At 61.2% G+C, this 21,595-nt stretch carries 17 protein-coding genes; 11 read left to right on the top strand and 6 right to left on the bottom strand.

Going from position 1 to position 21,595, the window contains the following annotated elements; genetic code table 11:
- Nucleotides 1-118 precede the first annotated feature (118 nt).
- A complete protein-coding gene (locus PMI25_RS25360; protein WP_007969086.1) occupies nt 119-1,831 on the top strand; it encodes a cation:proton antiporter in 1,713 nt (570 codons plus the stop codon).
- Here PMI25_RS25360 and PMI25_RS25365 read toward each other — a convergent pair.
- Complete coding sequence (locus tag PMI25_RS25365; protein ID WP_007969087.1) at nt 1,828-3,036, bottom strand: ammonium transporter; 1,209 nt, start codon at nt 3,034-3,036, stop codon at nt 1,828-1,830. The two genes, PMI25_RS25360 and PMI25_RS25365, sit on opposite strands and share 4 nt — an antisense overlap.
- A gap of 305 nt (nt 3,037-3,341) precedes the next feature.
- Here PMI25_RS25365 and PMI25_RS25370 point away from each other — a divergent pair, with 305 nt between their 5' ends.
- From PMI25_RS25370 to PMI25_RS25405, 8 genes are all read left to right on the top strand, one after another.
- A complete protein-coding gene (locus PMI25_RS25370) occupies nt 3,342-3,656 on the top strand; it encodes a DUF883 family protein (protein ID WP_003226733.1) in 315 nt (104 codons plus the stop codon).
- Nucleotides 3,657-3,658: 2 nt separating this feature from the next.
- Nucleotides 3,659-4,045, top strand: coding sequence for a phage holin family protein (locus tag PMI25_RS25375; RefSeq protein WP_007969088.1), 387 nt, complete (start codon nt 3,659-3,661; stop codon nt 4,043-4,045).
- A complete protein-coding gene (locus PMI25_RS25380) occupies nt 4,042-4,380 on the top strand; it encodes a hypothetical protein (protein ID WP_007969089.1) in 339 nt (112 codons plus the stop codon). The genes PMI25_RS25375 and PMI25_RS25380 overlap by 4 nt, the downstream gene beginning before the upstream one ends.
- A gap of 124 nt (nt 4,381-4,504) precedes the next feature.
- The gene (locus PMI25_RS25385) at nt 4,505-5,668 is read left to right on the top strand and encodes an EAL domain-containing protein (protein WP_007969090.1); all 1,164 of its coding nucleotides are present in this window, start codon (nt 4,505-4,507) and stop codon (nt 5,666-5,668) included.
- 76 nt (nt 5,669-5,744) lie between these two features.
- Nucleotides 5,745-7,073, top strand: a complete 1,329-nt coding sequence (locus tag PMI25_RS25390) for a deoxyguanosinetriphosphate triphosphohydrolase (RefSeq protein WP_003226741.1) — start codon at nt 5,745-5,747, stop codon at nt 7,071-7,073.
- A 343-nt stretch (nt 7,074-7,416) separates the two neighbouring features.
- Entirely contained in the window at nt 7,417-8,043 is a 627-nt protein-coding gene (locus PMI25_RS25395; protein WP_007969092.1) for a response regulator transcription factor, read from the top strand.
- Between the two features lie 8 nt (nt 8,044-8,051).
- Entirely contained in the window at nt 8,052-11,696 is a 3,645-nt protein-coding gene (locus PMI25_RS25400) for a transporter substrate-binding domain-containing protein (RefSeq protein WP_007969093.1), read from the top strand.
- A gap of 48 nt (nt 11,697-11,744) precedes the next feature.
- Nucleotides 11,745-14,690, top strand: coding sequence for an HD domain-containing phosphohydrolase (locus PMI25_RS25405; RefSeq protein WP_007969094.1), 2,946 nt, complete (start codon nt 11,745-11,747; stop codon nt 14,688-14,690).
- Here PMI25_RS25405 and PMI25_RS25410 read toward each other — a convergent pair whose 3' ends face one another.
- Both PMI25_RS25410 and PMI25_RS25415 read right to left on the bottom strand, forming a co-directional pair.
- On the bottom strand, nt 14,691-15,173 hold the full coding sequence (locus PMI25_RS25410) for a GAF domain-containing protein (RefSeq protein ID WP_007969095.1): 483 nt from the start codon (nt 15,171-15,173) through the stop codon (nt 14,691-14,693).
- On the bottom strand, nt 15,170-16,060 hold the full coding sequence (locus tag PMI25_RS25415) for an ATP-binding protein (RefSeq protein WP_007969096.1): 891 nt from the start codon (nt 16,058-16,060) through the stop codon (nt 15,170-15,172). Before PMI25_RS25415 ends, PMI25_RS25410 begins: the two co-directional genes overlap by 4 nt.
- Before the next feature lie 166 nt (nt 16,061-16,226).
- Between PMI25_RS25415 and PMI25_RS25420 the strand changes: the two genes are divergently transcribed.
- Nucleotides 16,227-18,548 carry a hybrid sensor histidine kinase/response regulator gene (locus tag PMI25_RS25420; protein ID WP_007969097.1) on the top strand — a complete coding sequence of 774 codons (2,322 nt, stop codon included), beginning with the start codon at nt 16,227-16,229 and terminating at the stop codon, nt 18,546-18,548.
- Here PMI25_RS25420 and PMI25_RS25425 read toward each other — a convergent pair.
- The 3 genes from PMI25_RS25425 to msrB form a co-directional block, all read right to left on the bottom strand.
- The gene (locus tag PMI25_RS25425; RefSeq protein ID WP_007969098.1) at nt 18,532-18,993 is read right to left on the bottom strand and encodes a MarR family winged helix-turn-helix transcriptional regulator; all 462 of its coding nucleotides are present in this window, start codon (nt 18,991-18,993) and stop codon (nt 18,532-18,534) included. The two genes, PMI25_RS25420 and PMI25_RS25425, sit on opposite strands and share 17 nt — an antisense overlap.
- Nucleotides 18,990-19,475: a glutathione peroxidase gene (locus PMI25_RS25430; protein ID WP_007969099.1), complete on the bottom strand. Its 486-nt coding sequence runs from the start codon at nt 19,473-19,475 to the stop codon at nt 18,990-18,992. The genes PMI25_RS25425 and PMI25_RS25430 overlap by 4 nt, the downstream gene beginning before the upstream one ends.
- A 189-nt stretch (nt 19,476-19,664) precedes the next feature.
- Nucleotides 19,665-20,060 (bottom strand): peptide-methionine (R)-S-oxide reductase MsrB, encoded by a 396-nt coding sequence (msrB, locus tag PMI25_RS25435; protein ID WP_007964829.1) that lies wholly within the window; start codon nt 20,058-20,060, stop codon nt 19,665-19,667.
- A 223-nt stretch (nt 20,061-20,283) separates the two neighbouring features.
- On the opposite strand from msrB, the gene PMI25_RS25440 reads away from it, so the two are divergent.
- Nucleotides 20,284-21,495, top strand: a complete 1,212-nt coding sequence (locus PMI25_RS25440) for a pyridoxal phosphate-dependent aminotransferase (protein ID WP_007964828.1) — start codon at nt 20,284-20,286, stop codon at nt 21,493-21,495.
- The last annotated feature ends 100 nt before the right edge of the window (nt 21,496-21,595 follow it).

Consider the following 21,595-nt stretch of genomic DNA (forward strand, 5'->3'; position numbering starts at 1 on the left):
CAGCCGGGAACTCGCAAAACCCTGACGCAAATCAGCCCGCAAAAAAGCCAATCAGGCGATGCTCCCGGACTTTTTGCCTCTACGCTTGAGAAGCCAGAGCCTGACATCGGAGTGTCTTGTGTTTGCCAACCTGTTGATCATCCTCGCCTCATCCCTGGTGATGATTGCCCTGTTCCGCCGACTGCGCTTGCCGCCAGTGCTGGGCTATCTGTGCGTGGGCCTGATGGTGGGGCCGACTGCATTCAACTGGGTCAACGAGAGCGAACACCTGCCGGATGTGGCCGAGTTGGGCGTGGTGTTTCTGCTGTTCTCGCTGGGCCTGGAGTTTTCCCTGTCGAAAATGATCGCGCTGCGCAAAGTGGTGTTTCGCCTCGGCAGCCAGCAAGTGTTGCTCAGCACCGGATTGCTCGGGCTGGTGCTGATCCTGCTGGGTATGCCGCTGGTCCCGGCGCTATTGCTTGGCGCCGGGCTGTCGTTGTCGTCGACGGCGATTGTCACCAAGGAGTTGAGCAGCCTGGGCGAAGTGTTCAGCAGTCACGGGCAGAACGCGGTCGGGGTCTTGCTGTTTCAGGACGTGGTCGCGGTGTTGCTGCTGACCCTGGTGCCGGTGTTCGCCGGGAGCAGCGCGCAAGCCTGGTACTGGGCGTTGCCGCTGACGCTGGTGAAGACCGTGGTGCTGTTTTTCGGTCTGTTGCTGGCCAGCCGCTGGTTGCTGCCACGGATGTTCCATGAAGTGGCCGCGTCGCGTTCGGCGGAACTGTTCGTGCTGCTGGCGCTGGTCATTGTGTTGCTCACCGCATGGCTGACGCACCTGCTGGGCCTGTCCCCTGCCCTTGGCGCATTTCTGGCCGGGATGCTGCTCGGCGAGAGCCACTATCGCCATCAGATCGAGGCCGATATCCGGCCGTTTCGCGACATCCTGCTCGGGGTGTTTTTCGTCAGCATCGGCATGCTGATCGACCTGCAACTGTTCGTCAGTCACAGCTTGTTGATTCTCGGCCTGACCCTCGGCCTGATGCTGATCAAAGGCATTGTCGTCGCGCTACTGGTGAAGTGGCGCGGCAGCGATCACGAAACTGCCTGGCGCAGCGGCCTGGCCCTGGCGCAGGGCGGGGAGTTCTGCTTCGCCTTGATGGCGCAGATGCAACAGAACCAGATGCTGCCTGCCGAGTTGGGCGCGCTGCTGCTCGCGGCCACCTTCTGTTCGATGCTGCTGACGCCACTGCTGTTGCGCGCCGCGCCACGCATTGCTGCAAGCCTGCACCGCAAGCCGAATCAGGAGGCGCAAATCGAGGAAATCAGCGCCCTCAACGCCGGGCTGGATCAGCACGTGGTGATCTGTGGCTACGGCCGTGTCGGCCAATCCATCGGCCGTTTTATGCGCAATGCCAAGCAGCCTTATATCGCGCTGGACAACGATCCGGTGCGCGTGCAGGAAGCCGCGTCCGGCGAAAGCGAGGTGCATTACGGCGACTCGTCGCGCGGCGACCTGCTGACCGCGGTCGGATTGTTGCGCGCGCGGCTGCTGGTGATTGCCGTGGATCAGAGCGATGTCAGCCTGCAGATCCTCAAGGAAGCGCGCCGGCTCAATGCGCGGATACCGATTCTGGTGCGCACCCGCGACGACAGCCAATGGGCCGAACTCAAGGCCGCCGGCGCCACCGAAGTGGTGCCGGAACTATTGGAATCGAGCCTGATGCTCGCCTCCCACGCCTTGATCATGCTCGGGCTGCCGGCGCATCAGGTGCAGGAGAAGATTGATCAAGTGCGCATCGACCGCTATCGCCTGCTGCACGGCTTCTACCCCGGCGCCGAAGACAAGGAAGCCTAGTCCTGACTGACCGCGCCGATCTTGTGCAGCGACAGGTCGGCGCCGTAATACTCTTGCTCCTGACTCAGGCGCAGGCCGTGCAAGGCCTTGATCAAACCGTAGACGGCGAATCCGCCGATCAGCGCGACAACCACACCGAGCGCAGTGCCGATCAACTGACTGATCAGGCTGACACCTCCCAGACCGCCGAGCGCAGTCTGGCCGAAGATGCCGCACGCGATCCCGCCCCACACCCCGCACAAACCATGCAACGGCCACACGCCCAGAACATCGTCGATACGCCATTTGACTTGCGCGGCGGTAAAGCACCAAACGAACAGCGCACCGGCAATCGCGCCAGTCACCAGCGCACCCACCGGATGCATCAGGTCGGAACCGGCACAGATCGCCACCAGCCCGGCCAGCGGGCCGTTGTGCAGGAAGCCCGGGTCATTGCGCCCGACGATCAACGCCGCCACCGTGCCACCGACCATGGCCATCAGCGAATTGACCGCCACCAGACCGCTGACGCCTTGCAAGGTCTGCGCGCTCATCACGTTGAAGCCGAACCAGCCGACAATCAGAATCCACGAACCCAGCGCCAGAAACGGAATGCTCGACGGCGCGAACGCCACCAGGCGCCCATCGCGATAACGCCCGTTGCGCGGACCGAGCAGCAGCACCGCTGCCAGCGCCAGCCAGCCGCCCATCGCGTGCACCACCACCGATCCGGCGAAATCATGGAACGCCGCGCCAAAGCGCGCCGTCAGCCAGGCCTGCAGACCGTAGTTACCGTTCCAGATCATGCCTTCGAAAAACGGGTAGATGAACGCCACAATCAGCGCCGTCGCACACAACTGCGGAACGAATCGCGCACGCTCGGCAATCCCGCCGGAAATGATCGCCGGGATCGCCGCAGCAAAGGTCAGCAGGAAGAAAAACTTCACCAGCCCATAACCGTGGTCGGCACTCAGCACCGCCGCCGGTTGCATGAAGGTCACCCCGTAGGAGATCCAATAGCCTATAAAGAAATAGGCCAGAGTCGAAACGGCAAAGTCGCTGAGAATTTTCGACAGTGCATTGACCTGGTTTTTCTGACGCACCGTGCCGACTTCAAGGAAGGCGAAACCGGCGTGCATCGCCAGCACCATCACCGCACCGATCAGAATGAACAACGTGTTGGAGCTGTGAACCAGCGTATCCACAGCGCTTTGCAGATTTTCCATAAAGAGGCAGACCTGAAGGCTAAAAAGGCACCAAAGCGGTTCGCGCGGACAATTCATGCACCAAGTTGCGACCGCTCGGTCCGCGCAGTGAAGCTGCGATGAACCGCTTTGGCGCACAAGGTTGATGTCCTGACACGAACCAGGATTATTTGAGTTAAGGTTTTGCTGCACGCCCGCCCGCCAACAGCGCACGGCGGCAACAGGACGCACCACGACATAGCAAAAGCTGTACCAGTCATTTGTACTGAACCTTCGCGCAAGGCTCATACTCGAACGCTTCAGACGTCACTTACGGAGATCCACCCATGGCCAGCATCAAGGCAAAGACTGCTCAAGAAATCCTGATGAACGACTTCCAGACTCTGGTCGCCGACACCGAGCGGTTGCTCGAACACACTGCGTCCCTGGCGGGCGATCAGGCCGATGAGCTGCGTGATCAGATCCACGACAGCCTGCTGCGCGCCCGGGAAACCCTCAAGCTGACCGAAGACACCCTGCGTGATCGCGGCCAGGCTGCCGTCACCGCCACCGAAGACTATGTGTCGGCCAACCCTTGGCAATCGGTGGGCATCGCTGCCGGGGTAGGCTTTCTGATTGGCCTGCTGGCCACGCGGCGCTGATCATGTCGATCGGCGAATCCGGCCTGGGGTCGGGCACTACTTCCTCCACGCGGCGTCTGGGCGCCGCTGTTCTCGGCTTGCTGCACAGCCATGTCGAACTCTTCGGCATCGAATTGCAGGAGCAGAAAGCACGCACCGTCAGCCTGTTGTTGTTCGCCGGCCTGGCGCTGGTGTTTGCCCTGCTGTTGCTGGTCGGTCTGTCGACGCTGGTGCTGATCGTGTTCTGGGATACCTATCGTCTGGCCGCGATCATTGGCCTGTGCGTGTTCTACACACTGGCGGCCGCTTTCTGCGGGTTACGCCTCAAGGCAGCAGTCTTCGATGAATCCTCGCCCTTCCACGGCACGCTGGAAGAATTGGCCAATGATCGGGAGCGCCTACTGCCATGAGCCTGCCTGAACTGCCACACAACAGCTCGCGCCGGGAAATGCGCAAGGCGCTGATCCGCCTGCGCATGGAAATGCATCGTCAGGAAATCCGCCACGAAGCCGGGCAAGTGCTGCAACCCTTGCAGCGCATGCGCGGCATGACGCAAAACCTGCAAGGCGGCTTCGGCATCAAACACGCGCCGCTGTGGGGCGTCGCCGCCGTGACCCTGCTGGGCTTCATCACCGGCAAGGGCGCGAAAAGCGGTGGCGTCGGTGGCCTGACCCGGCTGATTCGCTTGGGCACCAGCCTCGGGCCGCTGATCAGGCTGGTGATGCAGAGTTCAAGCAAACGCTAAGCCGGCGCATCTGGCTGCATTCTTGCAATATCCGCGGGATTGAACCTCTTCACCAAGAGGTTCAATCCCGCGCGCCTACCCGGTCGGCGGGTTCATCCAGAACAACAACGACTAAGGAGGCCCCGTGATCGACGGGCAACCGCTCGCCTGCTTTCAGCCTTTCATCGATACCGCTACCGGACGTATCGCAGGCGTCGAAGCATTGGGTCGCCTGCGCCAGCCCGACGGCCAACTGGCCTCGGTCGGGCCGTTGTTCGCCGACCCGCGCACACCTGCCATCGGCCTGCGCCGCCTCGACCGCCAGATTCGCGACAACGCCCTGAGTCGACTGCATGAAGCCCCCGCCGAGTGGTTTCTCAGCCTGAACATGTCGCCGCGCTGGATCAGCCGCCTGCGCGCCGATCAGCCATTGCCCAGCCTCAAACAAATGCTCCGACACGGCGTCGATCCGCAACGCATTGTGTTCGAGATCACTGAACTGGGTGGCAACAGTCAGCGTCTGGCCGAGGTGGTGGCGCGCTACCGCGAGGCCGGTGCGCGGATCGCCATCGATGATTTCGGCGCCGGTTATTCGCAGCTCGATCGGGTGCTGGCGTTGCAGCCGGACATTCTCAAACTCGACATGCGCCTGTTTCAGGCTGCCGCGCTGGGCGGGCCGAGTAGTGACGTGGTCAAGGCTCTGGCGCAAATGGCCGAGAAAACCGGCTGCTGGATCATTGCCGAAGGCGTGGAAACCGAAGCCCAGCTCAATTTCGCCCTGGAATGCGGCTCGCGCTTCGTCCAGGGCTTCCTGTTCGCCCGGGCGCAGGAGGCGTTCTATCCAACCGATGCCTTCGTGCAGCGCTTCGCTGAACTGCGCCAGCGTTACGTGCGGCAGAAACTGGCCGAACGCGGGCGCTTGATGCAGATGCGTCAACAGCTCGGCGAACTGATGGCGATCCTCCAGACCTGGGCTCAGGCCCACGCACCGCTCAGTGCGCTGCCGCAACTGGAGGCTTTTCCGTGGTTGCTGCGGTTCTACCAGTGCGACCGCCATGGCACCCAACTCACACCCAACCTTGAGTGGCGGCATAACCGTTGGGTCGCCGACAACCGCTACCTGGGCCACAACTGGTCATGGCGTCCGTACTTCTATCATTTGCTCGCTGAAGGCTGGGAGGAGCGGCGCCTGACCCTGTCCAGCACCTACCGCGACGCCACCAGCAACCAGTATTGCCTGACCGCCGGCCAGTTCTTCGATAACGGCGAGCGCCTGCTGCTGATCGATATTGATGCCGCGGGTTTGTAGTTCCGCTTGCAGGGGCGTGGCTGAACCGGGAAGCTAGGGCAACAGTCATCCCAGTCACCGACGGAGAGAACAAGCCTTGGATTGGCAGACCCTGCTCAACCGCGAACGCCTTGGAAAACCGCTGCACAGCCCGCAAGAGCTGGGCCGCAGCCCGTTCCACAAAGACCACGACCGCATCATCTTCTCCGGCGCCTTCCGCCGGCTGGGCCGCAAGACCCAGGTGCATCCGGTATCGAGTAACGACCACATCCACACCCGTCTGACCCATTCGCTGGAAGTCAGCTGCGTCGGGCGCTCGCTGGGCATGCGCGTCGGGGAAACCTTGCGCAGTGCCCTGCCCGACTGGTGCGACCCGAGCGATCTGGGCATGGTCGTGCAATCGGCCTGCCTGGCCCATGACATCGGCAATCCGCCGTTCGGCCACTCCGGTGAAGACGCGATTCGTCACTGGTTCCAGCAGGCAGCGGGGCGCGGCTGGCTCGACGGCATGAGCGAAGCCGAGCGCGGTGACTTCCTCAATTTCGAAGGCAACGCGCAAGGCTTCCGGGTGCTGACTCAGCTTGAGTATCACCAGTTCGACGGCGGCACCCGCCTCACCTACGCCACCCTCGGCACCTATCTGAAATACCCGTGGACCGCACGTCACGCCGACTCGCTGGGTTACAAGAAACACAAGTTCGGCTGCTATCAGAGCGAACTGCCGCTGCTGGAGCAGATCGCCCATAAGCTCGGCCTGCCGCAACTCGAGGACCAACGCTGGGCGCGCCACCCGTTGGTGTACCTGATGGAGGCGGCCGACGACATCTGCTATGCGCTGATCGACCTCGAAGATGGCCTGGAAATGGAGCTGCTGGAGTACGCTGAGGTTGAATCGCTGCTGCTCGGTCTGGTCGGTGACGATCTGCCGGAAACCTATCGCCAGCTCGGCCCGCAGGATTCGCGTCGACGCAAACTGGCGATCCTGCGCGGCAAGGCCATCGAGCACCTGACCAACGCCGCCGCCCGGGCATTCGTCGAGCAACAGGATGCGCTGCTGGCCGGCACCCTGCACGGCGACCTGGTGGAACACATGCACGGCCCGGCCAAACGCTGCGTGCTCAACGCCAAGGACATCGCCCGCAAGAAGATCTTCCAGGACAAGCGCAAGACGCTGCATGAAATCGGCGCCTATACCACGCTGGAAATTCTCCTCAACGCGTTCTGCGGCGCCGCGCTGGAGCAACATGGCGGTCGCACGCCGTCGTTCAAGAGCCGCCGTATCCTCGACCTGCTGGGCAACAATGCACCGGATCCCCACGGGCCGTTGCACACCTCGTTCCTGCGCATGATCGACTTCATCGCCGGGATGACCGACAGCTACGCCAGTGACATGGCGCTGGAAATGACCGGGCGCTCCAGCCACTGACAGAACCTTCTTCAACCGGGTCAGTGCGACACCCGGTTGAAGGATGATCCATGAAAGCGGCTCAGCGGTATTCGACAGCCGCGCCGACCAAACGTAATCCGTTTAACGACGACAGAACGCAAACAAACGCTGTTTTCTCAATAATCTAACAGCAACTTAAAACATTCAGATAAACAAATAATCTAAACACTTCCTTACGCGACACAGAGTTTTGTCGTAGTCAATTTCCCTTTAGTGTGTAGGACTTATCCTATATTGCTGCTAGAGCCCTGTGAGTTCATGCGATCGCTCTTTTATCTGAGCTAAGGTGCGCGCTTTATTCGCGCACGTATGGGATTTGATTATGAACTCCGTTTTTATTGTCGATGATCACCCCGTCATCCGACTTGCCGTTCGAATGCTCCTCGAGCATGAAGGTTACAAGGTCGTCGGCGAAACCGATAACGGGGTCGATGCCATGCAGATGGTTCGCGAATGCATGCCCGACCTGATCATCCTCGATATCAGCATCCCCAAACTCGACGGCCTGGAAGTCCTCGCCCGCTTCAATGCCATGGGCACTCCGCTCAAGACCCTGGTACTGACGGCGCAATGCCCGACGCTGTTCGGCATTCGCTGCATGCAGTCCGGCGCATCCGGTTATGTGTGCAAGGAAGAAGACTTGAGCGAACTGGTCAGCGCCATAAAAGCGGTACTTTCCGGTTACAACTATTTCCCCAGTCAGGCATTGAATCCGGTACGCAGTGACGATGTGCGTTACGCCGAGCTGGAATTGTTCAAGGCCGTCAATGACCGCGAACTCATGGTCCTGCAATTATTTGCCCAGGGGCGCACCAACAAGGAAATTGCCAAGGGCATGTTCCTCAGTAACAAAACCGTCAGCACTTATAAAAAACGCTTGATGCAGAAACTGAAAGCCAGGTCCCTGGTGGAACTTATCGAGATGGCCAAACGCAACGCGCTAGTGTGAGAGCCTGAATGCCCAGTCGTTTAAAGATCTATCTCGCCATATTGTGCACAAGCCTGTGCCTGACTTCTCAGGCACAGGCCGACCTTGTCACAGCGCAGGATTATGTGCTGCGTAGCCGTTCGAGCCACGAAGCGCTGTCCATGTCTCTGCAGCCCGCGCAACGGCAATGGTTACAGACTCGCCACGAACTGGTACTGGGCACTTCCGCACCGGATTATCCGCCGTTCGATATGACCGCCAGCGGTCGCGATTACGAAGGTTTTACCGCCGACTACGCCGGCCTGCTCGGACAGGCCGTGGGCTTGCCAGTCCGGGTCAAGCGCTTTGCCTCACGGGAAGCTGCGGTACGCGCGCTGGTAGCGGGGCAGGTCGATATGCTCGGTACCGCCAACGGTTTCGAGGCCAGTAACGCCGACATCCTGCTTTCTATCCCCTACGCCATCGACCAGCCGGTACTGGTCACCCGCGAAGACGAAACCCGCGCGCTCACCGAGGGACTGGCCGGACTGCGCCTGAGCATGGTCTATCACTATCTGCCGCAGGACGAAGTCAAGGCGCTCTACCCCAAAGCCATCCTGACGTCCTACCCGTCCTATCAAAACGCAGTCAACGCAGTGGCTTTCGATCAGGCCGACGTGTTTCTGGGCGATACCATTTCCACCCACTACATGATCAACAAGGGCTATCTGAACAACATCCGCATGGCCAATTTCGGCAAACAGGAAGCCCATGGTTTCAGCTTTGCCGTGCACGCCGATAACCCGCAACTGCTGGCCATCATCAATACCGCACTGCTGGCCATACCGGCCAGTGAACGCGACAGCATCGCCAAGCGCTGGAGCGCCGGCAGCGACATCCTGCTGACCGACCAGAAACTGCAACTGACCGACCACGAAGAACAGTGGCTCAAACAGCATCCGGTGTTGCGCGTGGTGGTGAACGAGGCGTTCGCGCCGCTGACATTCTTTGACAGTGACGGCAATCTGCGCGGCATCACCGCAGACCTGCTCGAACTGCTGCGGCTGCGTACCGGCATGCGTTTCGAACTGGTGCGCAGCCGCAGCGACGCTGACATGGTCGAGCAGATCAATCAGCACCGGGCCGATCTGATCGCGGCGTTGCTGCCCAGCCCGCAACGGGAAAAGACCCTGCAATTCAGTCGTCCCTATCTGGAAAACTCCTTCGTCCTGCTGACCCGCAAATCCACTGAGAGCCCGACCCATCCTGCGCAGCTCAAGGACAAATACCTGGCGATTGCCCAAGGCAGTCCCATGGCCGCCTACCTGCGCCGCGAGTTCCCCGATATCCATCTGACCGAAACCTCCGACACCTTCGGCGCCGCGACCTTGCTCGCCGAAGGCAAGGCCGATGGTGCCGTCGCCTCGCTGGTGATCGCCAACTATCTGATTTCGTCGCGGATCTTCGAGCATCAGTTGCAGATCACCACCACCCTTGGCACCCGGCAGGCGGCCTTTTCGCTGGCCACGGCCCGTGACAACAGCGAACTCGGATCGATCCTCGACAAGGCCCTGCTGAGCATCAGCCCCGAAGAGCTGGGGGTCATCAACAGCCGCTGGCGCGGTTTTTCCAATGCCGCGCAAAGCAACTGGCATCACTATCAGCGTCTGTTTTACCAACTGATCGGCGCAGCCTGTCTGCTGCTGTTGTTGTCCCTGATCTGGAACGCCTACATGCGGCGCCAGATCAAGCAACGCCAGGCCGCGGAGCGGGCACTCAACGATCAGTTCGAGTTCATGCGCTCACTGGTCAACGGCACACCTCATCCGATCTACGTGCGCGATCGCCGAGGCTTGCTGCAAAGCTGCAACGACAGCTACCTCGAAGCCTTCAACGCGAAACGCGAAGACGTGATCGGCAAGAGTGTCATGCAAGGCACCCTGAGCAATGCCTTCGAAGCCCGGGCCTTCGAGGCGGATTACCAGCGGGTTGTGGCCGAGGGGACGCCGCTGCTGCTCGACCGTCCGTTGCACATCGGTGGCCGGCGTCTGACGATCTATCACTGGATCCTGCCTTACCGCGACTCCAGCGGCGATGTACAAGGGATCATCGGTGGCTGGATCGATATCAGTGATCGCCGCCAGTTGTTCGATGAACTGCGCACGGCCAAGGAACAGGCGGACAACGCCAACCGGGCGAAAAGTACTTTTCTGGCGACCATGAGCCACGAAATCCGTACGCCGATGAATGCCATCATCGGCATGCTCGAATTGACGCTCGAACGCATGACCGATCAGGCGCCGGATCGCTCGTCCATCGAAACCGCCTACTGTTCGGCCAAGGATCTGCTGGGGCTGATCGGCGACATCCTCGATATCGCCCGGATCGAGTCCGGACGCCTGAGCCTGGCGCCCGAGCGGATCAATCTGGTCGACACCGTCGCTTCGGTGGTGAGGATCTTCGACGGCCTTGCGCGGCAGAAAAACCTCGCCCTGCCCCTGACCGTCAATCCTCCAGGGCTCGAAGTCGATGTGGAACTGGATCCGCTGCGCTTCAAGCAAATCCTGTCAAACCTGATCAGCAATGCCATCAAGTTCACCCAGAGCGGGCAGGTGCGGGTCACATTGGACGTGCTGCCCAATGCCGCCGGCAAGTGTTCGCTCGTTCAATTGACGATCCACGACACCGGCGTCGGCATCAGCATTGAAGATCAACAACGTCTGTTCGAGCCGTTCGCCCAGGCTGACGGCGGCCGCCAGCAGGCCCGCAGCGGCGCCGGACTGGGGCTGGTGATCAGCCGCAACCTCTGTGAAATGATGGGCGGTCAGTTGCAATTGAGTAGCCAGCCGGGGATCGGCACCCAGGTCTGCCTGTCGCTGCCGCTGCATACGCTGCCATGCAGGGTGGCCACGGCGAAAACCGAATCGCCGATCCGCGTGTCAGGTGCGCCGCTGAATATTCTGGTGGTCGACGACCATCCCGCCAATCGCCTGCTGATGTGCCAGCAATTGGAATTCCTCGGGCATCGCTTCAGCCTTGCCGAAGAAGGTCGCAGCGGATTGGCGAAGTGGCAGGCCGGTGAATTCGACCTGGTCATCGCCGACTGCAACATGCCGTTGATGAACGGCTACGAATTGGCGGCGGCCATCCGCCAGGAAGAACAACGCACAGGCCGTCCTCCTTGCAAGGTCCTTGGCTTCACGGCCAACGCGCAGCCCGAGGAAGTGCAACGCTGCAAACAGGCGGGCATGAATGACTGCCTGTTCAAACCCCTGAGCCTCAGCGCGCTGAGCCAGTGGGTCAACGGGCTGCAACCGGCAACACCGCAACCCGCGTTCAATCTCGAGGGCTTGCATCAACTGACCGGCGGTAATCCGCTTCAAGCCCGGCGCCTGCTCACGCAATTGCTCAAGAGCAGCCGCCTCGATCGCGAGGAGCTGCTGGCCCTGGCGCCGCACAATGATCGCGAGGCACTGGCGGTGGTGGCGCACAAGATCAAGGGCGCCGCCCGGATCGCCCAGGCTTCGCGTCTGATCGTCTGCTGCGATGCGCTGGAACATGCCTGCCAGCAGACCACGTCGGTGCCGGCCATCGTGCGCTGCATCGAGGCCACCGACGCGGCGATGGTCGAACTGGAGCAGGCGTTGCAGCAACAATTGGAACCGTTCGCTGAAAGCACAATGACCGAGCCTTAACTATGCTTGAACGCTGAGCAGTGTGTTTACTTCAATGGAGAGTCAGCAATGCCCAGCCCACTGCGCCCGGATCAACGCCGGTTCCCGTTGCACGTGCACATCAGCGTCATGTTCACCTTTCTGCTGTTGCTGACAGGCGTGGTGCTGGGGCTGTTCAATTATCGCCAGACCACCCGGATCATCCTGTCGAGCAGTGAAAACCTGTTCAATCGCATCGAACAGGACGTGCGCCTGGACCTGCATTCAACCTACGAACCGATCCGTCATCTGCTGAGCCTGCTGGCCGACAATCAGGCCGCCGGGGCCTCGAACCTGCAGCAGCGTCTGGCGTTGCTCAAGCCGTTCAGTCAGTCACTCAAGGACAACACCGATCTCGCTTCGCTGTATCTGGGCTACGGCAACGGCGACTTCTTCATGGTTCGGCCGTTGCGCACCAGCTCCCTGAAAACCCTGCTCAAGGCGCCGCCGACGGCGGCCTATCAGGTCTGGAGCATTGAGCACGGTGCCAGCGGCGCTGCGTCGTCGCAGTCGCTATTCTTCGACCAGGCGCTGACGCCCGTCGGGCGCCAGGACAATCCCGACGACCGCTACGATCCGCGCACTCGCAACTGGTACACCAACGCCCTGCAACAGGGAGATCAGATCACCACCGAACCCTATGTGTTTTTCTCCACGCACAACGTGGGCACTACTTTGGCCCGACGCAGCGGCGCAACCAGTGTGATCGGTGCCGACCTGACGCTGGAAGCACTCTCGGCCACCTTGCTCAAACACGTGGTCACCCCCTCCACCGAAATCGTGTTGTTCGATGCCGATGGCAACGCCGTGGCCTACCCGGACAGCCGCCGGTTGATTGTCGACGACAGCAGTGCACGCCTGGCCAAGGCCGCCGACCTGAGCCCGACTCTGCACGCGTTACTGTCCACCACGCATCAGGGCAAACGGCTGAACGTCGATGGCCGCCACTGGATCGTCGCCCGCAGCCATTTGCAGGAGGGTGGGCCGAGAGGTCTGCAAATGGCCCTGGTGGTGCCAGAGGACGAGTTGCTGGCCGACGCCTACCGCATGCGCTGGCAGGGTGCACTGATCACCTTGGCGACCTTGCTGCTGTGCCTGCCACTGGGTTGGCTGACCTCACGGATTCTGGTCAAGCCGCTGCATGCGCTGGTCAAGGAAGCCGACGCGATCCGCAGCTTCGATTTCAACTTTCCGGTCACCCGCCGCTCGCCGGTGCTGGAGGTCGACCAGCTGAGCCTGTCGATGGCCCGCATGAAGGAAACACTCGCCAGTTTCTTCCGCATCACCGACAGTCTGTGCGCCGAAACCCGCTTCGCCCCGCTGCTGCAACGGGTGCTGTTCGAGACCGTTCAGATTGCCCAGGCGCAGGCTGGGTTGATCTACCTGCGCGAAAGCGATGGCAACCGGATGGAGCCTTACGGACTGGTCATTGATGGCGCCTCGCACGAGCCGGGCGAGTTCGCTGTGCTGGGCCGGGATCTCTTGGCCGATCAAGGGCCGGCGTGGTTCCAGCAACTGATCAACGCTGACAACGTGGTCAGCAGCCTTGGCTTCGAACAGGCCGGGGACTTGCAGAAAGTCTTGCTGGCAATGACCTCGCCGCGCATCCACCTGATCGGCATCCGCCTGCGCAACCGCCACAACGAAACCATCGGCCTGCTGCTTTTGCTGATCAACGACAGCGGCAGCGCTCAGGATCTGGAGAAACTGCGTCCGGACCGCATCGCCTTCCTGCAAGCAGTCTCTGGCGCGGCGGCGGTGAGTATCGAAAGTCAGCGCCTGCAGGCGAAGCAGAAGCAGTTGCTCGACGCGTTCATTCAGTTGCTGGCCGGCGCCATCGACGCCAAGAGCCCCTACACCGGCGGCCACTGCCAGCGCGTGCCGGAGCTGACCCTGATGCTCGCGCAGGCCGCTGCCGCCAGTCAGGCGCCGGCATTCCAGAGCTATCAGCCCAGCGAAGACGAATGGGAAGCCCTGCACATCGCCGCCTGGCTGCACGATTGCGGCAAGGTCACGACCCCGGAATATGTCGTCGACAAGGCGACCAAACTGGAAACCCTCAACGATCGCATCCACGAAATCCGCACCCGCTTCGAAGTGCTCAAGCGCGATGCCTGGATCAGTTACTGGCAGGCGCTGGTGCTGGGCGGCAACGAGGTGCAACTGAGCGAACTGCGTGACGCCACGCTGACGCAACTGGACGATGACTTTGCCTTCGTTGCCCGCTGCAATCTGGGTGGTGAAGCCATGGCACCCGCTGATCTGCAGCGCCTTGAGCGCATCGCCGAGCGCCGCTGGACGCGCACCCTCGATGATCGTCTGGGCGTGTCATGGGAGGAAAACCGCCGCCAGGTGCAAACGCCAGCGGCGAATCTGCCAGTCAGCGAGCCACTGTTGGCGGACAAGCCAGAACATCTGATCCAGCGTGCCGACAGCGAGCTGATTCCGGAAGACAATCCGTGGGGGTTCAAACTGGATGTGCCGCGTTATAAATACAATCGCGGCGAGCTGTATAACCTGAGCATTACCCGAGGCACGCTGACTCGCGAGGAGCGCTACATCATCAATCACCACATGGTGCAGACGATCCTGATGCTCAGCCACCTGCCCTTCCCCGGGCACCTGGACAGCGTCGCGGAAATCGCCGGCGGTCATCACGAAAAGATGGACGGCAGCGGTTATCCCAAACGCCTGAAGCGCGAGGACATGAGCCTGCCGGCGAGGATGATGGCGATTGCCGATATCTTCGAGGCGCTGACAGCGGCGGATCGACCGTACAAGAAGGCCAAATCCTTGAGCGAAGCCTTGGGGATCATGGCCACCATGTCCCGCGAGGCGCACATCGACCCCGAGCTGTTTGCACTGTTCATCAACGACGAAGTGTACATGCAGTACGCCGCACGGTTTCTCGATCCGCGCCAGATCGATGCGGTGGATCCGGCCAGCCTGTTGCGCAAGGCTGGCCTGAGCGCCTGATCAGCAGTCGGTCAGACGCAGGAAGATCGCCGCCAGTTGCTCGATACCGGCCTGATCGTCAGTGCCGAAACGCGCCAGTTTCGGGCTGTCGAGATCGAGTACGCCGATCAACCGACCGTCCTTGACCAGTGGCACGACCAGCTCGCTGTTGGAGGCGCTGTCGCAAGCGATATGACCGGGGAACGCATGCACGTCTTCAACGCGCTGGGTCTGTCGACTGGCCGCTGCCGCGCCACACACACCGCGACCGAACGGAATGCGCACGCAGGCGATCTGCCCCTGAAACGGGCCAAGCACCAGTTCCTCGTTACGATTGAGGTAGAAACCGGCCCAGTTCAAATCGTCGAGTTGATTGAACAGGAACGCCGAAAACTGCGCGGCGTTGGCGATGAAGTCGCGCTCGTCCGCCAGCAGCGATTCCAGTTGTGCGGCCAACATGCCATAGCCTTCAAGGCCCTGGCCGCTTTGTTGCAAATCAATCATGCCTTGTGCTCCAGCAATTTCAGTCCCACCCAGTAACGGGCGAATTGGTACGCGCAACGTCCGTTGCGATTGCCGCGCCCGGTGGCCCAGCGCACGGCGAGGATGTCCAGTGCTTCGTCGCGCTGCCAGCTCAAGCCGGCCTTGGCCGCCAACTGGCCGATCCAGTGTTCGACGACGTTGAGGAAATGTTCCTGGGTAAACGGATAAAACGACAGCCACAGGCCGAAACGGTCCGACAAGGCGATCTTGTCTTCCACCGCCTCACTCGGATGCAGTTCGCCGTCGACGCGCTTCCAGTTTTCGTTGTCGCTTTCCTTTTCCGGCACTAAATGGCGGCGGTTGGAAGTGGCGTACAGCAGCACGTTTTCCGGAGCCTGTTCGAGCGAGCCGTCGAGCACGCTTTTCAGCACGCGGTAATCGCCCTCTCCGGACTCGAACGACAGGTCATCGCAGAACAGTACGAAGCGTTGTGGCAGTTTGGCGATCTGCTCGACCACGCGCGGCAGGTCGGCCAGATGGTCGCGCTCGATTTCGATCAAACGCAAGCCGGCCTTGGCGTGTTCGGCCAGCAACGCCCGCACCAGCGAGGATTTTCCGGTGCCGCGCGAGCCCCAGAGCAGCGCATGGTTGGCCGGCATGCCGTCGAGAAACTGTTGAGTGTTGCGGCCCAGTTGTTCCAACTGACGGTCAACACCGATCAAGTCGGACAGGCGCATGTCGAGGCTGACGTCCAGCGGCAACAAATAGCCGCTGCGCCCGTCACGCTGCCAGCGCGCGGCCAGGCAGGTTTCCCAGTCGATCAGCGGACGCGGTGCCGGCAGCAAGGGTTCGATCCGCGCGAGAACCGACTCGGCACGTTCAAGAAAAGCATTCAATCGGGAATCCACGTCTTCTCCTCGGGCACGTTCAAAGTGATGATGGTGCTTCAGCGACGACAATCAGATCAACAAACCCCGCTCAGGCCTTGTTACAAGGCGATTCGGGAACCTCGGTATCCATACATGATCGACTATGCTTGAGCAGCGAAGGGAAACGGAAGTGGTTCAACACCCCATGGATATCAAATTCACCCACCGGCTGTCTTACAAGCAAGCCAGATTCACTGTGCTGGTCGGGTTCATTCTGGGCACGCTGCTCAGCCTGCTGCAGATCGGCATCGATTATGCCAGCGAAGACGCCTCCATCAACCGTGAAATCCTGTCTTTGCTGGAAATCAGCCACAATCCGGCGTCGCGTATCGCCTACAACATCGACGCGGAACTGGCGCAGGAACTGACCCTGGGCCTGTTGCGCTCGCCGGCGATCATCTCGGCGCAACTGACCGACAACAACGGCAACGTCCTGGCCAACGTCAAACGCCCTGAGCTGCAAAGCGGTTATCGGGTGATCAGCGACTTCCTGTTCGGCGCCAAGCGCCAGTTCGAAGACCGCCTGTACCTCGATCACCTGCCCGAAGAATCACTGGGCACGCTGAGTCTTGAGGTCGATACCTACGCGTTCGGCAGCCGTTTCCTGCGCCGCGCCGAAGTCACCCTGCTCAACGGTTTTGCCCGCAGCCTGATTCTCACCGGGATCCTGCTGGCGCTGTTCTACGTGATGCTGACCAAGCCACTGGTGCGCCTGATCCGGGAACTTAGCGCGCGCGACGCACGCAGTGCGGAACCGACGACCCTGGAATGTCCGGCCGGCCACGCCAATGACGAGATCGGCGTACTGGTCAAAGTCGCCAACCAGCAGTTCGACAACATCGCCACGGAAATCCAGCAACGGCGCAACGCGGAAAACCGTCTGACCGACTACCTCGGGCAACTGGAACACATCGTCTCGGCCCGCACCGCCGAGCTCAAGGCCATCAATACCCGGCTCAGCCAATCCAACGAGGAACTGGAGGTGGCCCGCAGCACCGCACTGGACATGGCCGAAGCGCGCTCGGCATTCCTCGCCAACATGAGCCACGAGATTCGCACCCCGCTCAATGGCCTGCTGGGGATGATCGCCCTGTCCCTCGACGGGCCGCTGAACGCCGAGCAACAGCAACAGCTGTCGATTGCCCATGACTCGGGCAAGGTGCTGGTGGAGCTGCTCAACGATATTCTCGACCTGTCCAAATTCGATGCGGGGCAACTGGAGCTGGAACACATCCCGTTCGACCTCGGCTCGCTGATCGAGGACACCGCCAACCTGCTGTCGCAGAACGCCGCGCCCAGCGTCGAACTGACCTGCCTGATCGACCCGCACTTCCCGGCGCTGGTGCTGGGGGATCCGACCCGGGTACGGCAGATTGTCAGCAACCTGTTGTCCAATGCGCTGAAGTTCACCCGCTTCGGCCGGGTCGATGTGCGTTTGTCAGCGCATAACGACGGGGTGCGCATCGAGGTCTGTGACACCGGCATCGGCATCGCCCAGGAAGCCCAGGTGAAAATCTTCCAGCCGTTCACCCAGGCCGGTGCCGGCATCACGCGGCAGTACGGCGGCACCGGCCTCGGCCTGGCACTGACCTACAACCTGTGCGAGGCCATGCAAGGCCGGCTGACCATCAGTTCCGAGGCCGGTTTCGGCAGCCAGTTCTGTGCCGATCTGCCATTGCCGTGTCACACCCGGGCGGTGATGCCGCCACCGCTGCACGGCAAGGTCTTGGCAATCACTGCGGCCAGCAGCGGCTTGGCAGAACTGCTCAAGACATTGCTGCCGGTGTGGGGCGTGACTTATGAACAGCGCACGATGGACGACCCGTTGCTGGGTCTGTCACCCGATCTGCTGATCACCGACTGCCCGGAATGCCTGTTCAGTCTGCGCCCGACCCTCAGCGCGCCGATCCTCGTTGTCACCGCTTATGGCAGTTTCATGCCCAGCGAAGAGGCCGCAGCGCTGGCGCCATTGCAGCAACAGGCCCGACCACTGGCGCGCAACGCGCTGTATCAGATCCTGCGGCGCATCCTGCTGGCGGACGTCACCACAATCAACGATGCGCAGCTCGAGAGCCTGCCGGTTCGGCGGCGCGCAAAGGTGCTGCTGGTGGAGGACAACCCGGTCAACCAACTGGTGGCCAAAGGCATGCTCGGCAAGCTCGGTTGCGATGTGGTGGTCGCCGCCCACGGCGCCGAAGCGCTGGATCAACTGGAGCACGATGAATTCGATCTGGTACTGATGGATTGCAACATGCCGGTGATGGACGGCTACGAAGCGAGCCGGCAGATTCGCCAGAGCGGGCGCTGGCCGCACCTGCCGATCGTCGCGCTGACTGCCAACGCCATGTCCGAAGAACGCGAGCGCTGCCGTGCGGCCGGCATGAGCGATTACCTGGCCAAGCCGTTCCGCCGCGAAGAGCTGGCGGCCCTGCTCGACCAGTGGATTCCGGCTACGTCAGCGCTTTGATCTGCCCCAGCAGCTGATCGAGGCCGTTACGCAAATCGTTGAGTCGATCGAGGTCCACCCCGCTGTCGCACAACAACCGGGCCTTGAGCGGCCCGACCTGCTCGCGCAACGCCTGGCCTTGCGCGGTCAGGCTCAGATGCACTTCACGCTCGTCGCGCGCCGAGCGCTGGCGCTGCACCCACTGCAATTGTTCAAGGCGCTTGAGCAACGGCGTCAGGGTGCCGGAATCCAGCGCCAGACGCTCGCCCAAGGCCTTGACCGTCGGTTGCGCCGGCGCACTGTCCTGCCATTCCCACAGCACCAGCATCGCCAGGTACTGCGGATAGGTCAGGCCGAGCTGATCGAGCATCGGCTTGTAAGCACGAATCACCGCCCGGGACGCGGCATACAACTTGAAGCACAACTGACTGTCGAGCTTCAGCGAATCGTCGGGCAGGCTGCTCATTTGAGCAGGGCTTCGATCTCGCCGCTGATGTCCTGCGGCTTGGTGGTCGGGGCGAAGCGCTTGACCAGTTGCCCATCCTTGCCGATCAGGAACTTGGTGAAGTTCCACTTGATGCCCTCGGAGCCGAGCAGACCCGGAGCGCGTTTTTTCAACTGCACGAACAGTGGATGCGCGGCAGAACCGTTGACGTCGATCTTCTTGAACAGCGGGAAACTCACGCCGTAATTCAACTCACAGAACTCGCTGATCGCGCCGTCGTTGCCCGGCTCCTGCTTGCCGAACTGATTGCATGGAAACCCCAGCACCACCAGGCCCTGATCCTTGTAGGTCTGCCACAGCTCTTCCAGGCCTTTGTACTGCGGGGTGAAGCCGCACTTGCTGGCGGTGTTGACCACCAGAACCGCCTTGCCGGCGAAATCGGCCAGGGTCTTTTGCTCACCCTTGATGGTGGTGACAGGAATATTCAGCAGGTTGTCGCTCATGATCCGCACTCTGAATTCTGGAAGAAGGCGTAAACATAGCGAGCAATTAAATTGCGTGCAATTTAATTAATTGCACATAACCCTGTAGGAGCTGCCGGAGGCTGCGATCTGTTGATCTTGAAAATCAAAAGATCGCAGCCTTCGGCAGCTCCTACAGGGTAGATCAAGCGATCCGGTCGAGCGGGCAATTCATTCGCGCGGCTCGAGATTCAGGCACACCGAGTTGATGCAATAACGCAAGCCAGTCGGTGGCGGGCCATCGGGGAACACGTGGCCCAGATGCGCGTCGCAGCGGGCACATTTGACCTCGGTGCGGATCATGCCGTGGCTGATATCGCGGATTTCGGTCATGGCGCTTTCGCCGATCGGCGCGTAGAAGCTCGGCCAGCCGCAGCCGGAATCGAATTTGGTCTTGGAGTCGAACAGCGGCTCATTGCAGCAGACGCAGTGATAAACGCCGTCAGTCTTGGTGGCGTTGTATTTACCGGAGAACGGCCGTTCGGTCGCACTGAGGCGACATACGTTGTACTGCTCGGGGTCGAGCATCGCACGCCATTCTTCCAGGGTTTTTTCCAACTTTTCCATCGTCACACCTCAGCGGCTGAAAAAGCCCGATCTGTACCTTTTCCACGGATCGGGTGGCACGTATGATTGCGCCTCGTCACACGCCAGTCTGGCAGCCAGACCGGGCGCATTCAAACGGATTCTCGGCGCCACGGCGCAAGACTCCGCCTGTGCGAAGACGCAGGAATCCCAGTACGGTTGGCCATCCGCCGTCTGGATCGTTCATTTTCGGGATCACATCGCCATGCAGTTCAGCAAATCGAACAAGCTCGCCAACGTCTGCTACGACATTCGCGGCCCGGTGCTCAAGCACGCCAAACGTCTGGAAGAGGAAGGCCAGCGCATCCTCAAGCTGAACATCGGCAACCCGGCGCCGTTTGGTTTCGAAGCTCCGGACGAAATTCTTCAGGATGTGATCCGCAACCTGCCGACGGCCCAGGGCTACAGCGATTCCAAAGGCCTGTTCAGCGCCCGTAAAGCGGTGATGCAGTACTACCAGCAAAAAAATGTCGAAGGTATCGGCATCGAAGACATTTACCTGGGCAACGGCGTGTCCGAGCTGATCGTGATGTCGCTGCAGGCGCTGCTCAACAACGGCGACGAAGTGCTGGTGCCGGCCCCGGACTATCCGCTATGGACTGCAGCCGTCAGCCTGGCCGGCGGTAACGCCGTGCACTACCTGTGCGACGAGGGCGCCGACTGGTTCCCTGATCTGGCTGACATCAAGGCCAAGATCACCCCGAACACCAAGGCCATGGTGATCATCAACCCGAACAACCCGACTGGCGCGGTGTATTCGAAGGAAGTGCTGCTGGGCATGCTGGAAATCGCCCGCGCACACAATCTGGTGGTGTTCTCCGACGAGATCTACGACAAGATCCTCTACGACGACGCCGTGCACATCTGCACCGCTTCGCTGGCGCCGGACCTGCTGTGCCTGACCTTCAACGGTCTGTCGAAGTCCTACCGCGTGGCGGGTTTCCGCTCCGGCTGGATCGCCATCTCCGGGCCGAAACACAATGCCCAGAGCTACATCGAAGGCATCGACATGCTGGCCAACATGCGCCTGTGTGCCAACGTGCCGAGTCAGCATGCGATCCAGACCGCCCTCGGCGGTTATCAGAGCATCAACGACCTGGTGCTGCCGCAGGGTCGCCTGCTGGAGCAGCGCAACCGTACCTGGGAGCTGCTCAACGATATTCCGGGTGTCAGCTGCGTCAAACCGATGGGCGCGCTGTATGCGTTCCCGCGGATCGACCCGAAGGTCTGCCCGATCCACAACGACGAGAAATTCGTCCTCGACCTGCTGCTTTCCGAGAAACTGCTGGTGGTGCAAGGCACGGCCTTCAACTGGCCGTGGCCGGATCACTTCCGCGTGGTGACGTTGCCCCGTGTCGACGATCTCGAGATGGCCATCGGCCGTATCGGCAACTTCCTCAAGTCCTACCGCCAGTAACCGGTCAACGGTGCGCAACGGCCCGAACGTTGCGCACTGTCTGATTCAGCAACACTTCTGCACTCTCCGCCCCGCTGCGCCTTCTACACTTGCGATTCGT

The organism is Pseudomonas sp. GM30 (assembly GCF_000282275.2).
In the GTDB taxonomy this organism is placed as follows: domain Bacteria; phylum Pseudomonadota; class Gammaproteobacteria; order Pseudomonadales; family Pseudomonadaceae; genus Aquipseudomonas.

Excerpts from the sequence above, each read along its gene's own strand:
- PMI25_RS25365 (WP_007969087.1), bottom strand. The coding sequence starts at position 3,036 with ATGGAAAATCTGCAAAGCGCTGTGGATACGCTGGTTCACAGCTCCAAC.
- PMI25_RS25370 (WP_003226733.1), top strand. The coding sequence starts at position 3,342 with ATGGCCAGCATCAAGGCAAAGACTGCTCAAGAAATCCTGATGAACGAC.
- PMI25_RS25375 (WP_007969088.1), top strand. The coding sequence starts at position 3,659 with ATGTCGATCGGCGAATCCGGCCTGGGGTCGGGCACTACTTCCTCCACG.
- PMI25_RS25380 (WP_007969089.1), top strand. The coding sequence starts at position 4,042 with ATGAGCCTGCCTGAACTGCCACACAACAGCTCGCGCCGGGAAATGCGC.
- PMI25_RS25395 (WP_007969092.1), top strand. The coding sequence starts at position 7,417 with ATGAACTCCGTTTTTATTGTCGATGATCACCCCGTCATCCGACTTGCC.
- PMI25_RS25400 (WP_007969093.1), top strand. The coding sequence starts at position 8,052 with ATGCCCAGTCGTTTAAAGATCTATCTCGCCATATTGTGCACAAGCCTG.
- PMI25_RS25405 (WP_007969094.1), top strand. The coding sequence starts at position 11,745 with ATGCCCAGCCCACTGCGCCCGGATCAACGCCGGTTCCCGTTGCACGTG.
- PMI25_RS25410 (WP_007969095.1), bottom strand. The coding sequence starts at position 15,173 with ATGATTGATTTGCAACAAAGCGGCCAGGGCCTTGAAGGCTATGGCATG.
- PMI25_RS25420 (WP_007969097.1), top strand. The coding sequence starts at position 16,227 with ATGGATATCAAATTCACCCACCGGCTGTCTTACAAGCAAGCCAGATTC.
- PMI25_RS25425 (WP_007969098.1), bottom strand. The coding sequence starts at position 18,993 with ATGAGCAGCCTGCCCGACGATTCGCTGAAGCTCGACAGTCAGTTGTGC.
- PMI25_RS25430 (WP_007969099.1), bottom strand. The coding sequence starts at position 19,475 with ATGAGCGACAACCTGCTGAATATTCCTGTCACCACCATCAAGGGTGAG.
- msrB (WP_007964829.1), bottom strand. The coding sequence starts at position 20,060 with ATGGAAAAGTTGGAAAAAACCCTGGAAGAATGGCGTGCGATGCTCGAC.
- PMI25_RS25440 (WP_007964828.1), top strand. The coding sequence starts at position 20,284 with ATGCAGTTCAGCAAATCGAACAAGCTCGCCAACGTCTGCTACGACATT.